The organism is Corynebacterium sp. 335C, from assembly GCF_053525695.1.
Genome location: NZ_JASTTB010000001.1, coordinates 980356 through 993041, shown reverse-complemented (window position 1 = coordinate 993041; position 12686 = coordinate 980356). Strand labels below are relative to the sequence as shown.

15 protein-coding genes are annotated in these 12686 nt (G+C 74.7%); 6 read left to right on the top strand and 9 right to left on the bottom strand.

Annotated elements, in window-relative coordinates; translation table 11 throughout:
* Nucleotides 1-8 precede the first annotated feature (8 nt).
* The 3 genes from QQS41_RS04220 to aroA form a co-directional block, all read right to left on the bottom strand.
* Nucleotides 9-1265, bottom strand: a complete 1257-nt coding sequence (locus QQS41_RS04220; protein ID WP_448851416.1) for a chloride channel protein — start codon at nt 1263-1265, stop codon at nt 9-11.
* On the bottom strand, nt 1252-2085 hold the full coding sequence (gene rsgA, locus QQS41_RS04215; protein WP_448851415.1) for a ribosome small subunit-dependent GTPase A: 834 nt from the start codon (nt 2083-2085) through the stop codon (nt 1252-1254). The genes QQS41_RS04220 and rsgA overlap by 14 nt, the downstream gene beginning before the upstream one ends.
* A 170-nt stretch (nt 2086-2255) precedes the next feature.
* Nucleotides 2256-3596, bottom strand: a complete 1341-nt coding sequence (gene aroA / locus QQS41_RS04210) for a 3-phosphoshikimate 1-carboxyvinyltransferase (RefSeq protein WP_448851414.1) — start codon at nt 3594-3596, stop codon at nt 2256-2258.
* Between the two features lie 17 nt (nt 3597-3613).
* On the opposite strand from aroA, the gene QQS41_RS04205 reads away from it, so the two are divergent.
* A complete protein-coding gene (locus tag QQS41_RS04205; protein WP_448851413.1) occupies nt 3614-4312 on the top strand; it encodes an SOS response-associated peptidase in 699 nt (232 codons plus the stop codon).
* An 86-nt stretch (nt 4313-4398) separates the two neighbouring features.
* Here the strand turns inward: QQS41_RS04205 and QQS41_RS04200 are convergent, their stop codons facing one another.
* Nucleotides 4399-4920: an aminoacyl-tRNA deacylase gene (locus QQS41_RS04200; RefSeq protein WP_448851412.1), complete on the bottom strand. Its 522-nt coding sequence runs from the start codon at nt 4918-4920 to the stop codon at nt 4399-4401.
* Between QQS41_RS04200 and QQS41_RS04195 the strand changes: the two genes are divergently transcribed.
* On the top strand, nt 4919-5563 hold the full coding sequence (locus QQS41_RS04195) for a sigma-70 family RNA polymerase sigma factor (RefSeq protein ID WP_448851411.1): 645 nt from the start codon (nt 4919-4921) through the stop codon (nt 5561-5563). The two genes, QQS41_RS04200 and QQS41_RS04195, sit on opposite strands and share 2 nt — an antisense overlap.
* The gene (rsrA, locus tag QQS41_RS04190; protein ID WP_448851410.1) at nt 5560-5811 is read left to right on the top strand and encodes a mycothiol system anti-sigma-R factor; all 252 of its coding nucleotides are present in this window, start codon (nt 5560-5562) and stop codon (nt 5809-5811) included. Before QQS41_RS04195 ends, rsrA begins: the two co-directional genes overlap by 4 nt.
* A gap of 77 nt (nt 5812-5888) precedes the next feature.
* Here the strand turns inward: rsrA and QQS41_RS04185 are convergent, their stop codons facing one another.
* The 3 genes from QQS41_RS04185 to QQS41_RS04175 all read right to left on the bottom strand — a co-directional run bounded on the left by QQS41_RS04185 (nt 5889) and on the right by QQS41_RS04175 (nt 7584).
* Entirely contained in the window at nt 5889-5963 is a 75-nt protein-coding gene (locus QQS41_RS04185; protein WP_370513275.1) for a 50S ribosomal protein bL37, read from the bottom strand.
* 49 nt (nt 5964-6012) lie between these two features.
* Nucleotides 6013-6276 carry a WhiB family transcriptional regulator gene (locus tag QQS41_RS04180; RefSeq protein ID WP_303144458.1) on the bottom strand — a complete coding sequence of 88 codons (264 nt, stop codon included), beginning with the start codon at nt 6274-6276 and terminating at the stop codon, nt 6013-6015.
* 249 nt (nt 6277-6525) lie between these two features.
* Complete coding sequence (locus QQS41_RS04175; RefSeq protein WP_448851409.1) at nt 6526-7584, bottom strand: diacylglycerol/lipid kinase family protein; 1059 nt, start codon at nt 7582-7584, stop codon at nt 6526-6528.
* Between the two features lie 33 nt (nt 7585-7617).
* Between QQS41_RS04175 and QQS41_RS04170 the strand changes: the two genes are divergently transcribed.
* Nucleotides 7618-8037: a hypothetical protein gene (locus tag QQS41_RS04170; RefSeq protein ID WP_448851408.1), complete on the top strand. Its 420-nt coding sequence runs from the start codon at nt 7618-7620 to the stop codon at nt 8035-8037.
* Between the two features lie 656 nt (nt 8038-8693).
* Here QQS41_RS04170 and QQS41_RS04165 read toward each other — a convergent pair.
* Complete coding sequence (locus QQS41_RS04165; protein ID WP_448851407.1) at nt 8694-10055, bottom strand: Rv3212 family protein; 1362 nt, start codon at nt 10053-10055, stop codon at nt 8694-8696.
* Nucleotides 10052-11416: a DEAD/DEAH box helicase gene (locus tag QQS41_RS04160; protein WP_448851406.1), complete on the bottom strand. Its 1365-nt coding sequence runs from the start codon at nt 11414-11416 to the stop codon at nt 10052-10054. Before QQS41_RS04160 ends, QQS41_RS04165 begins: the two co-directional genes overlap by 4 nt.
* Before the next feature lie 97 nt (nt 11417-11513).
* Here QQS41_RS04160 and QQS41_RS04155 point away from each other — a divergent pair, with 97 nt between their 5' ends.
* Nucleotides 11514-11738, top strand: coding sequence for a DUF3107 domain-containing protein (locus tag QQS41_RS04155; protein ID WP_448851405.1), 225 nt, complete (start codon nt 11514-11516; stop codon nt 11736-11738).
* Between the two features lie 10 nt (nt 11739-11748).
* Nucleotides 11749-12615 (top strand): DUF3152 domain-containing protein, encoded by an 867-nt coding sequence (locus tag QQS41_RS04150; protein WP_448851404.1) that lies wholly within the window; start codon nt 11749-11751, stop codon nt 12613-12615.
* Nucleotides 12616-12686: the final 71 nt, after the last annotated feature.

Below are 12686 nucleotides of genomic sequence, written 5' to 3'. Positions count from 1 at the left end.
CGCTCCGGCTACTGCAGCATGCGCAGGCCGGTGATGCGGCCCCAGTCGACGTCGAGGAGCGCCCGCAGCGCGACGGCGGTCGCGGCGGCGGTGGCGGCGGCGAGGAACAGCGGCAGGTAGGCGTCGGAGGACTGGCCGGTGAACTCGACGACCACGACGAGGGCGAACAGCGGGGCGGCCATCGCCGTCGACAGGAACGCGGCGGCGCCGATGAGCGCGAAGTCCGCGGGGTCGAGGCCGGGCAGCAGGGGGTGCAGCGCGAAGCCGCAGAGGTAGCCGGCCATGGCGCCGAGGCTGAAGCCGGGGGTCAGGACGCCGCCGACGGCGCCGGAGCGCAGCGTCGCGACGACGGCGACGAACTTGCCTGCGACGAGCGCGGCGATGAGCCAGAACGTCGGGTGGCCCTCCAGCACGAGGGTGGCGGCGTTGCGGCCGTTGCCCAGCACCCAGGGCAGCCAGATGGCGATGACGCCGACGCCGGCGAACGCCAGCGGCAGCTGCCACAGCACGCCGCGGTCGGGGGCGTTGCCCTCGGCCCACTGGATGACCTGGCGGAAGCCGACGCCCAGCCCGCCGCAGACGAGGCCGAGGACGATCGCGGCGAAGATAGTGCCCAGGTCGCCGGTCAGCGGCACCGGGGTGTACAGCGGCCCGCCGCCGACCATGAGGCCGGAGACGGTCGTCGCGACGCCCGAGCACGCGAGCACCACCATGACGGCGCGGACGGTGAGGGAGCCGAGGAGGATCTCCAGGGCGAAGACGGCGCCGGCCAGGGGGATCTGGTAAATCGCGCCGAGGCCCGCGCCGGCCGCGGCGGCGACGAGGATGCGCGTCGTCTCCGCGTCGAGGCCGAGGCGGTGGGAGATCTGGGAGGCGACCATCGCGCCCTCCTCGCGCGGCGCGTTCTCGCGGCCGACGGAGGCGCCGGCGGCGACGGTGCCCATCTGCAGGACGACGTTGGCGGTGGTCTCCAGCACCGGCAGGCGGGAGCCGGCCATGCCGTCCTCCACCGGCAGGACGGGCCTGCCCCAGCGGCGCAGCGCCCACCAGGCGGGGCCGGCGACGAGGCCGGCGAGCGTGATGCCGACGAAGCGCTGCACCCAGGTGGTGCCGTCGACGACGAGGGGGACGTTGCCCTCGTGATGGCCGTAGACCAGCTGCTCGATGCCGTGGAGGCCGAACATCAGCGCCGCGGCAGCGAGGCCGGTGGCGACGCCGACGACGAAGGTGACGGCGACGAGGCGGGCGAGCTCAGTCCCTCTCAATGTCCAGCTCCCAGTCCTCGTTGTCCGCGATGGCGGCGAGCAGGGCCCGCACCGCCATGGCGCGGCGGTGGGCGACGCCCTCCAGCTCGTCGAGGCGGCACTCCGGGTCGGCGGGCGGGCCGAGGTGCGTGCAGCCGCGGGGGCAGTCCGCGATCGCCTCGGCGAGGTCGGGGAACGCCGCGAGCACGGTCTCCGGGGTGACGTGGGCCAGGCCGAAGGAGCGGATGCCGGGGGTGTCGATGATCCAGCCGCCGGCCGGCAGCGCCAGCGCCACGGACTGGGTGGAGGTGTGGCGGCCCTTGCCGACGCCGCTGACCTCGCCGGTCTGCCGGTTCGCGCCGGGCACCAGGCGGTTGACCAGGGTGGACTTGCCGACGCCGGAGTGGCCGACCAGCGCCGTCACCTGCCCGTCGACGATGTCGGAGACCGGGTCCAGCGGGTCGTCGACGCCGCAGACGACGACGGGCAGCCCGAGGTCGGCGAACTCCGCGGCGAACTCCGCCGGGTCCGCCAGGTCGGACTTGGTGAGGCACAGCACCGGCTCGACGCCGCCGGCGTAGGCGGCGACGAGGGCGCGCTCGACGAAGCCGGTGCGCGGCGGCGGGTCGGCGACGGCGGTGACGATGAGGAGGCGCTCGGCGTTGGCGACGACGATGCGCTCGTACGGGTCGGTGTCGTCGGCGGTGCGGCGCAGCACGGAGGTGCGCTCCTCCAGCCGCACGATGCGGGCCAGCGTGCCCTCGCGGCCGGAGACGTCGCCGACGACGCCGACGCGGTCGCCGACGACGATGTTGGTGCGGCCCAGCTCGCGGGCGCGCATGCAGGTGACGGTGACGCCGTCGATGACGACGCCCCAGCGGCCGCGGTCCTTCGTGACGACGGTGCCGAGCTTCGCGTCGCGGTGCTTCGGCCTGTCCTTCGTCCTCGGGCGCGATCCCTTGCCGGGCCGGACGCGGACGTCCGACTCGTCCCAGTCCCGGCGTCGGCGGCTCAGCTCCGGTCACCCCCGTCGGCGGGCTCGGCCGGCATGTCCAGCATCCCGGCCCACAGCAGCTCGAAGCCCGGCAGGGTCTTCGAGGTGGTGGCGATGTCCTCCACCTTCGTGCCCGGCACGGCCAGGCCGATGATGGCGCCGGCGGTGGCCATGCGGTGGTCGTGGTAGGAGCGCCAGACCTCCGCGTGCAGCGGGCGGGGGCGGATGAGCAGGCCGTCCTCCAGCTCCTCCGCGTCGCCGCCGAAGCGGGTGATCTCGGCGACGAGGGCGGCGAGCCGGTCGGTCTCGTGGCCCCGCAGGTGCGCGATGCCGGTGAGCCGGGAGGGGCCGTCGGCGAGCGCCGCGAGGGCGGCGACGGTGGGGGTGAGCTCCCCGATGTCGCCCATGTCGATGTCGATGCCGCGCAGCCGTTCCGGGCCCTCGACGACGAGGTCCAGCTCGTCGCCGCGGCGCTCCAGCTCCACCGAGCAGCCCATGCCGCGCAGGATGTGGCGGATGCGGTCGCCCGGCTGGGTGGTGTACTCCGGCCAGCCCGGGATGCGCACGCGGCCGCCGGTGACGGCCGCGGCGGCGAGGAACGGGGTGGCGTTGGAGAGATCCGGCTCGATGCGCCAGGTGCGGCCGCGGACCTCCTGGTGGGCGATGCGGAAGGTGCCGCGCCGCGGCTCCTCCACGGAGACGCCCGCCTCGCGCAGCATGGCGACGGTCATGTCGATGTGCGGCCGCGACGGCACGTTGCCGATCTGGCGCAGCGTCAGGCCGCGCTCGAACGTCGGGGCGGCCAGCAGCAGGGCGGAGATGAACTGCGACGACGCCGACGCGTCGACCTCCACCTCGCCGCCGATGGGGCTGGAGGGGCGGACGGTGAACGGCAGGGAGTCGCCGTCGACGTCGGCGCCCAGCTCCCGCAGCGCGCCCAGCACCGCGCCCATGGGGCGGACGCGGGCGGTGGCGTCGCCGTCGAAGAACACCTCGCCGGAGGCGGACGCCGCCACCGGCGGCAGGAAGCGCATCACGGTGCCGGCGAGGCCGCAGTCGATGACCGCGCCGTGCAGCAGGCGGGGCTCCACCCGCAGGGTGCGGTCGGCGGTGCCGGTGTAGTCGGAGCCGTCGTCGACGACGGTGCCCATCGCGGCGAGCGCGCCGGCCATGAGGTCGGTGTCGCGGGAGCGCAGCGCGCCCGTGATGGTCGACGGCGTCGAGGAGATCGCCGCGAGGACGAGCGCCCGGTTCGTCATCGACTTCGAGCCGGGCACCGACACCGTCGCGGTGACGGGGCCGTCGGCGGCCGGGGCGGGCCAGTGCTGGGGGGTCGTCGCGGAAGTCACGCCCCCCATTATGGAGGATGGGTGGCATGTGCGGCCGATTCACGTCCTTCACCGTCGCCGAGGCGCTCGCGGAGCACGCGGGCGCGCTGCCCGGCGTCGGCCCCGTCGAGGTCAGGGCGCGTGCGCCGAGGCGGTGGAACGTCTCTCCGACGCAGCCCGCGCAGATCATCGTCCCCCGCGACGACGCCCCCGGCTCCCTCCTCGTCGGCGCCCGGTGGGGGCTGGTGCCGCACTGGGCGAAGGAGATCCCGAAGGTCCCGTTGTTCAACGCCCGCGGGGAGACGGCGGCGGAGAAGCCGTCGTTCCGCGACGCGGTGCGCCGCAGCCGCTGCCTCGTGCCCGTCGACGGCTGGTACGAGTGGCGCGACCGCGTCCCGCACCTGGTCACCGGCGACGGCCCGCTGTACATGGCGGGGCTGTGGTCCGCGTGGGGCGGCATGTACACCGCCACGATCGTGACGACGGCCCCCGTCGGCCGCCTCGCCGCCCTCCACGACCGGATGCCGCGGGTGCTCGCGCCGGGCGCCGCCGCCACGTGGCTGCGCGGCGGGCCCGACGAGGTGGCGGCGCTGCTGCGCCCGCCCGCCGAGGAGGAGGTCGTGCACTTGGCCATCCACCCGGTCGGCCGGGCGGTGGGCAATTCGTCGGCGGAGGGCCCGGAGCTCGCCGAGCCCGCCGGCCCGGAGGGCGTCGCCGGCGCCGACCCGGACGGCGGCCCCGCGTAGCCCCGCGCGGCCCCCGCGGGCGCGGCGGTGGGGGAGCCGCGGCGGGTCCCGTCGTCACGCGGACGACGCGCGGGCGCGGACCGCGCCTACCCCGCGACCTCCGCGAACTCCGCGCCCGTGAGCGCGGCGAGATCGGCGGGCGAGAGCTCCAGATCCAGGCCGCGGCGGCCCGCGGAGACGAACACCGTCTCGTGGCCGCGGGCGGAGGCGTCGACGACGGTCGGCAGCGCGCGGCGCTGGCCCAGCGGGGAGATGCCGCCGACGACGTAGCCGCTGGAGCGCTGCGCCTTCGCCGGGTCCGCCATGGTGGCGCGGTGGGCGCCGAACGCGCGGGCGCAGGCCTTGAGATCCAGCCGGGACGGCACGGGCACGACCGCCACCGCGAGCCCGGAGCGGCGCCCGGCCAGCTCGACGACGAGGGTCTTCAGCACCCGCTCCGGGGCGACGCCGCGCTCGGCGAGCTTCGCGGCGGCCTCCTCGCCGAACCGTTCCGTGTCGCCGTGGCCGAGCTCGTGGACCGCGTGCTCGACGCCGGCGCCGGCGCAGGCGGCGATGGCGGGCGTGGCCGCGGCGGGGCGCCGGGAGCTGGGCCGGGAGGTGCGTGACATGGTCCCCGTTGTACCGCATACACTGGACCCCGTGACCGGAGAGACAGCGGTGACGCGCACCGACGATGACGCCGAGGAGCTGCTCGAGCGCTTCGAGCGGGAGGCGATGCCGCTCATCGACCAGCTCTACGGCGCCGCGCTGCGCATGACCCGCAACCCGGCGGACGCGGAGGACCTGGTGCAGGACGCGTACATGAAGGCGTTCCAGGGCTTCCGGTCCTACAAACCGGGCACGAACCTGAAGGCCTGGCTGTACCGGATCCTCACCAACCAGTACATCTCCACCTACCGCAAGAAGCAGCGCCGGCCGGCGGAGTACGCCACCGACGAGTTCACCGACGCGCAGTTCGCGGAGCAGGCCCGCCACCAGTCGACCGGCCTGCGGTCGGCGGAGGTGGAGGCGCTGGCGGCGCTGCCGGACGACAAGATCCGCGACGCCCTGATGGACCTCAACGAGGACTACCGGATGGTCGTCTACTACGCCGACGTCGAGGGGCTGCCGTACAAGGAGATCGCCGAGATCATGGACACGCCCATCGGCACCGTCATGTCCCGGCTGCACCGGGGAAGGAAAAAGCTCCGCGAGGCGTTGCGGGGAGTGGCCGAGGAACGCGGAATCATCGATCGGAGGGATCCGGCATGACGGACGGCTGCGGGCACTGCGACGAGGTGCGGCGCCGGCTGTGGCGCCTGCTCGACGGCGAATGCGACGTGGAGGAGGCCCGGGCGCTGCGCATGCACATCGCCACCTGCTCCGAGTGCACGGAGTGCGTGGGCAGCGAGGAGGCGCTGCGCCGCCTGCTGCGCCGCTGCTGCCGCCAGCCCGCCCCCGTCGAGCTGCGCCACCGCATCTCCGCCCGCATCCGCGTCACCTACCTGCGGGAGGCGTGAGGCGGCGGACCCCGGAGACGGCGGAAGGCCCCGGAACCTGCTCGGTTCCGGGGCCTTCCGGCGTCTACGCCGACGACTTAGGCGTTGGGGCGCTTGCCGTGGTTCGCGCCCTTCTTGCGGCGATCCTTGCGCTTGCGGCCACGCTTGCTCATCGTGTGCTCCTTGGGTCGGTGGGTTGGTCGATTCCGGGAACGCTACCAGCTAGACGGTGGCGCGGGTGCGGCGGGTGCGGCCGCGGTTGCGGCGGCGCTTCAGCGCGCGGCGCTCGTCCTCGGACATGCCGCCCCACACGCCGGCGTCCTGGCCGGTCTCCAGGGCCCAGGCCAGGCACTGGGAGGTGACGGGGCAGCGGTTGCAGACGACCTTGGCCTTCGCGATCTGGGCGAGGGCGGGGCCGGAGTTGCCGACCGGGAAGAAGAGCTCGGGATCCTCGTTGCGGCAGATGGCCTCGTGGCGCCAATCCATGACAAATACTCCTGTGGGGGTGAAAGCGGTGTCGCGGATGCGGTGGGCGTCCCCGGGCTGATCGGGCCGCCTGGGCAAGGAGGACGGCCGCGCCCCAATGGCGCGGCCGTGGTCCCGCCCCCGAATCCTTGCGGGGGTGAATGAATTCCCCCCGTTCGTGGTCTGGACGTGATGATGGCACGTCCACGGGGGCCGGTAAAGACCTATCGGCGAAAAAGTGCCGAAGGTCACACCGCGGTTAACTGGGGGTTACATTGCCAGGTGAGAGACGGCCTTCACCCTCCGCTTCACCGAATCCAGGAGCCTCCGCCACCACGGGACGTCCGGATCAGACGAGTTCGCGAAATCCAAATCGGCCTTCGGCGCGACCATCCGCAGCGCCCCCGGCGCCGCCTCCACGGTCACGGAGGAGCGCTCGCCCTCCGCCTCGCCGTCGACCTGGAACTTGAGGTCGCGCGGGGAGGACAGCTCGATGCGGGAGACGTCGTCAAGCCTCATTTCACGGTGCTCGATGCTCTTCGACTGCCACGGGAACGGCGCCACGCCCGCCAGGCGCAGCATCGCCAGCAGGCCGCGGACGCCCGTCAGGGAGGTCAGCGCCCACACGCCGAGGCCCGTGTCCAGGCGGGTGCCCGGGTTGGTGACCACCGGCAGCAGGCCGAGGAACGTCCACGGGTTGGAGTTGGAGACGACCAGCATCGGCACATCGCGGGCGAACTCCTCGCCGTCGACGACGGCGGTGATCTCCGGCGGGTTGCGGCGGATGCGCAGCCACGCCCCGATGACCGTCGGGATGTAGCGCACCGGGTTCGCGGAGACGCCGTCGGCGCGCAGATCGTCCATCGTCGTGATGACGTCCGCGTCGACGCCCATGCCCGTGTTCACCGTGAACCACTGCCCGTCGGCGCGGCCCAGCGTGATGTCGCGCGTCGTGCCGCGGGCGATGAGATCCGACAGGACGCCGGCCGCCAGGCGCGGCTCGCGCGGCAGGCCCAGCGCGCCGGCGAGGACGTTCGCCGAGCCGGTCGGGATGACCGCGACGTGCGGCAGCGTCGCCAGGTCGCGGGGTCCGTCGGCGAGCAGGCCGTTGATGACCTCGTTGACGGTGCCGTCGCCGCCGACGCAGATGACGACGTCGACGTCCTCGTTCGTCAGCCCCCGGCACATCTCCGTCGCGTGGCCCGCGTAGGCGGTGTAGCGGGCCTCGATGTCCAGGCCCGGCGTCGCCGTCAGCTCGGGAACCACCCGGGCCATGAGGCCGTGGGTGATCGACGTGGAGTTCGGGTTGGAGATGAGGAGCGCTCGCACGAGGTACACCTTAGCGGGATAGGGTGGGATCCCGTGAGCCCCAGCAATTCCGGAACCAGCGCGCCGCCCGCACCCCGATCCGTCATCATCGGGGCGTGGATCGGCATCGTCGAGTGCCTCGTCGGCATCGGCTACGGCATCCTCGTGATCGTCCGCGACCTGCAGGGTTTCGAGGATCCGGGCGCCGTCATCTCCGGCTGGGGCACGGGCCTGTGGTTCCTGCTCATCTTCGGCGCCGTCCTCGCCGGCGCGATCATGCTGCTGCGCGGCCGGCGGTGGGGCCGCGGGCCCATCGTCATGTTGAACCTGTGCACCCTCGGCGTGGCCTACTACATGGCCACGTCCCACGCCTGGGTGCTGGCCGTCATCACCGGCGGCGTCTCCCTGGCCGCCCTGGTCTGCATGTTCAACGGCCGCGCCGTGAACTGGGCCGCGAACTCCTACGGGGGCTAGGCCCGGGCCCGCCGGGTTCCGGGTTCCCGGCCCGGCTTCCGGCCGTCACCGCCGCCGCGCAGTACGCGCCGCGGCGGTTCTTCGTATTCGGGGGGGGCGTCGGGACCGCGTCGGGGCGCAGCCGTTCCCCGAGGGGCCCGCGCCGTGGCCGCGGCCGGCCGGCGAGGGGCGCGGCGGGCGGTTGCCGGTCCGACGGAGGGCCCGCGGCGGGCGGTTGCAGGTCCGTCGAAGGGCCCGCGGCGCGGTGCGTACCGACGGCTGCCCTTCGGCCCCTCGCCGCGGCCGACCGAGGGCATCGGCCGGTACGGATCCGACCCCGAAACGTACCGGCCGGTGCCCTTCGGCGGGCGCCTGCGGGTGCCGAAGGTCGCTCGTCGGTACGCGGGGGCCGGATCCCGTCCCCGCGGGACGTTGCCGAGGTCGGTGGGCGCCGTTCACCCACGAAGGTCGGATCATCCGCGAGTCCCTGAATCGCCCGCTGCGGCGTCATCCGGCGGCGTCCGGCGCCCGGGCCCGGCGGCGGGGTTCGTCGCCTCGGCGGGCCGTGTGGCGCACCATCGGGGCATGCCCGTTTCGTGCCCGTTCGGACGTCGCGGACGGGCATCGTGAAAGTCCGCCCCACGTGGGCGTTTCCCGCGGGATTCGCGTGACGACGGCTACGGCCGCGGCGCGGCGGGCGCCGGGCCGGCGGCCGGAACCTGCGGGACGGGTGCGTCCGCGGGAGCCGGGGCCGCAGGGGGAGCGGCGGGGCCGGCGGCGGGCTCGGCAGGAGCCGGGGCGGGCGCGGGCGCCGGGGCCGGTTCCGCGGGTGCGGCCGGTGCGGCCGGCGCGGGGGCAGGGTCCGCGGCAGCCGGGGCGACGAGGCCCGCGACCTCGCCCGCCCGGCGCTCCACGATGGCCGAGCCGACGACCCGCAGGTGCACCGGCCCGTCCGGCCGGGACACGGGGATGGTCCGCTCGACCGCGCCGGTCAGCGGGTCGGCGACGGCGATGCCGCCCCGCACCGGCACGAGCAGCCGGTCGCCCCACATGTCGCCGGTGCCGATGGCACGGGGCACGCGGGATACCTCCCGGTGCCCGGCGGCGTCGAGGACGACCAGCTGGTCGCCCGCGAACCACAGAGTCCACGGGCCGGCGTCGTGCAGCGAGGCCGGGTCGGCCGCCGTCGCCGGGGCCGCCGCGGGCCAGACGCCCGCGCGCTCCGCGTCGTCGCGGTAGGCGCGCAGCTCGTCGCCGGCGCGGAGGACGACGCCGCCGTCGTCCATCGCCACCAGGTGGGAGCCCTCCGGCACGTTGACGTCGCCGCGGATCTCCGGCTCGTCGGCCTCCTCCGGCACCGCCTCCTGCAGCACCAGGCGGGTCTCGTCGGCGCATTCGGCGATGACGGCGAAGAGGTCGCCGTCGGCGCGGGCGTCGGCCATCCGGCAGCCGGCGTAGGGCTGGGCGTCCGGCCGCACCGGCGCCTCCTGCGCCCCGAAGCCGACGGTGCGCACCAGGTCGCCGCGCCAGATCTCCGCGAACGTCCCGGACCGCACGCCCAGGCGGGACCCGCCCGGCACCGGCGTGACGTCGTCGGAGGCGAGCGACCGGCGCGTGGCGGAGTAGGAGCCGTCGTCAAGCGACAGACCCGTGACCTCGCCGCAGCCGGCCGGGCCGCGGAACACGGCCGCGGCGCGGTCGCCCTCCGCCAGCACGGCGCACATCCCCATGCCGTCCCGGCGGTAGGACCAGGCGACGTCGCCGGTGGCGGGGTCGACGGCGCGGACGCCGTCGGCCTGCGGCACCAGCGCCACCGGGCCCTCGGCGACGGTGCCGGGGACGTCGGCGGCGGGCAGCGCCCACGCCTCTGCCAGCGCGCCCGGTGCGGGCGCGGCGGGGGCGGGCGGGACGGGCAGGGGCGCGGCGGCGACGGAATGCTCCACCTGCCGCGCGGGCGCCCCGGCCCAGGTGATCGCGGCCACGCCGGCGACGGCGGCGACGATGAGCGCCGACGCGACGTGGTTGCGGTCCGGCCTCATCGGCGGGAACGGCCCCCGGATCGCCCGCCGCGCCCGCCGCGGTCGCCCGAGCGGCCGCCGCGATCGCGGTCCCGGCCGCGGCCGCCGTCGCGCCCGCCCCGGTCGCGGTCGCGCGGGGGACGCGCGCCCAGCACGGGGCGCGGGGAGCCGACGCGGCCGGTGACGCCGTCGGGGATGTCCAGCGCCTCGGCGAGCTCCGGGGAGTTGGAGAACCACTGCGGCGGCTCGCCGACGCCCAGGCCCAGCGCGTCGTCGATCATCTTCCAGCGGCTGACCTCGTCCCAGCCGACGAGGGTGACGGCGGTGCCGGTCTTGCCCTTGCGGCCGGTGCGGCCGATGCGGTGGACGTACGTCATCTCGTCCTCCGGCACCTGGTGGTTGATGACGTGGGTGACGTCGTCGACGTCGATGCCGCGGGCCGCGACGTCGGTGGCGACGAGGACGTCGACGTCGCCGCGGCGGAAGGCGTTGAGGGACTTCTCGCGCGCCGGCTGGCCCATGTCGCCGTGGACGGCGGTGACGTGGAAGCCGCGCTCGCCGAGCTTCTCCGCCAGCGTCGCCGTCGACCGCTTGGTGCGGGCGAAGATCATGGTGCGGCCGCGGCCCTCCGCCTGCAGGATGCGGGCGATGACCTCGGTCTTGTCCATCTGGTGGGACTGGAAGACGACCTGGCGGGTGGTCTCGTGGATCTGCGCCTCGGAGTCGCCGGACTCCGCCCGGATGTGGACGGGGGTGCGCATGAACGTGCGGGCGAGCTTGAGGATCGGCCCGGGCATGGTGGCGGAGAACAGCATCGTCTGCCGCTCCTCCGGCACCGCGCGGAGGATCTGCTCGATGTCGGGCAGGAAGCCGAGGTCAAGCATCTCGTCGGCCTCGTCGAACACGAGCACGGCGACCTTCGACAGGACGAGGTTGCCGCGCATCGCGAGGTCCAGCAGGCGGCCGGGCGTGCCGACGATGACGTCGACGCCCTTCTCCAGCGCCTCGATCTGCTCCTCGTAGGGGCGGCCGCCGTAGATGACGGTCATGCGCAGGCCGACGGCGTCCGCGGCGGGGGCGAGGTCGTCGTGGACCTGCTGCGCCAGCTCGCGGGTGGGGACGACGACGAGGGCGCGCGGGGTGCCGTCCGGCTCACGGACGCGGGCGTCGTCGAAGACGCGGTCGAGGAGGGGGACGCCGAAGCCGAGGGTCTTGCCCATGCCGGTGCGGGCCTGGCCGATGATGTCGGCGCCGTCCAGCGCCAGCGGCAGCGTCAGCTCCTGGATGGCGAACGTCCGGGCGATGCCGTGCGCGGAGAGCGCCGCGCAGATCTCGGCGGCCACCCCCAGTTCCGAAAAGGCGGGTCCCGCCTGGGCTGCCACGTCGTCGTCTCCTTCGGGTCGTCCGTGTCGTTGCTGTTCCCGTCAATCCTAGCCCGACGGCCCGGGCGGCCGCGGTGACGTGTCTATGATGGCCGCCATGGACATCACCATCGGATTCGTGGACGTCGCCCGTGAGCTGACCATCGCCGGCGCCGAGGGCGGGGAGGAGCTGCGCGGCCGCATCGCCGACGCGCTGTCGTCCGGCTCCGGCGTGCTGGAGATCGCCGACGCGCAGGGCCGCACGCACCTCGCGCGCGTGGAGAAGATCGCGTACGTGCAGATCGGCGCGGCGTCGAACCGCCACGTCGGCTTCATCGCCTAGGGGCGGCGGAGTGTCGGACGGCTGCGGGGAGTCCTGGGCGGTGCGCACGGCGCATCGCCTGGGGTGGCGCGCGTACGTCATCCCCGTGCTGGTCGTCATCACCGCGTGGGTCGTCGTCGACGTCGTGCGCGGCACGGGGGAGGATGCGCCCGCCGGGGAGGCGGGTCACGCGGAGCATGCGGCGCCCGGGCCGACGCCCGGGGGCTTTGCGACGCAACCCTCCGCCGGCGTCCTCCCGCCCGGCCCCGACTTCGCGGTCGAGGGCTCGGGGAATTTCCTCACCGTCGGCGCCCCGGGCGCCGCGGCCGGCGAGGGGCGTGAGCTCCACCTGGACTACGTGACGCAGATCGAGGACGTCGTCGACGCCGCGGTCTTCGGCGGCGCCGACGCGTTCGCCGCGATGGTCGACGCGACTCTGACGGACCCGGTCCGCGGCTGGACGGCCGATCCGAAGTGGGGCTTCCGGCACGTCGCGGAGGACGAGGACCCGGACATGCTCATCCAGCTCGTCGCCAGCGACACGGCGGCGGAGCTGTGCGGCCAGACGCTGAAGTTCGAGGTCAGCTGCCGCCTGAACGGCGGGGAGTCCGGCCCCGACCGCATCATCCTCAACAACTCCCGCTGGATCCGCGGGGCTTCCACCTTCGAGGGGGACCTGGGCGGGTACCGGCACTACCTCATCAACCACGAGGTCGGCCACGCCCTCGGCTACGGCCACGACGCCTGCCCCGCCGACGGGGCGCTGGCGCCGGTGATGCTGCAGCAGTCGCTGGCGCTGGACAACAAGACGGTGTTCGACATGGGCGCCGACCCCGTCTACCCGGACAACGGGTTCCACTGCAGGGCGAACGGCTGGCCGTACCCGACGGGCCGCTGACGGGGAGGATTCCCCGTCCCGCCCTCCCCGCGTGGTCGCCCATCCGCGCCGCGCCCCGCGCCCTTCCCGCA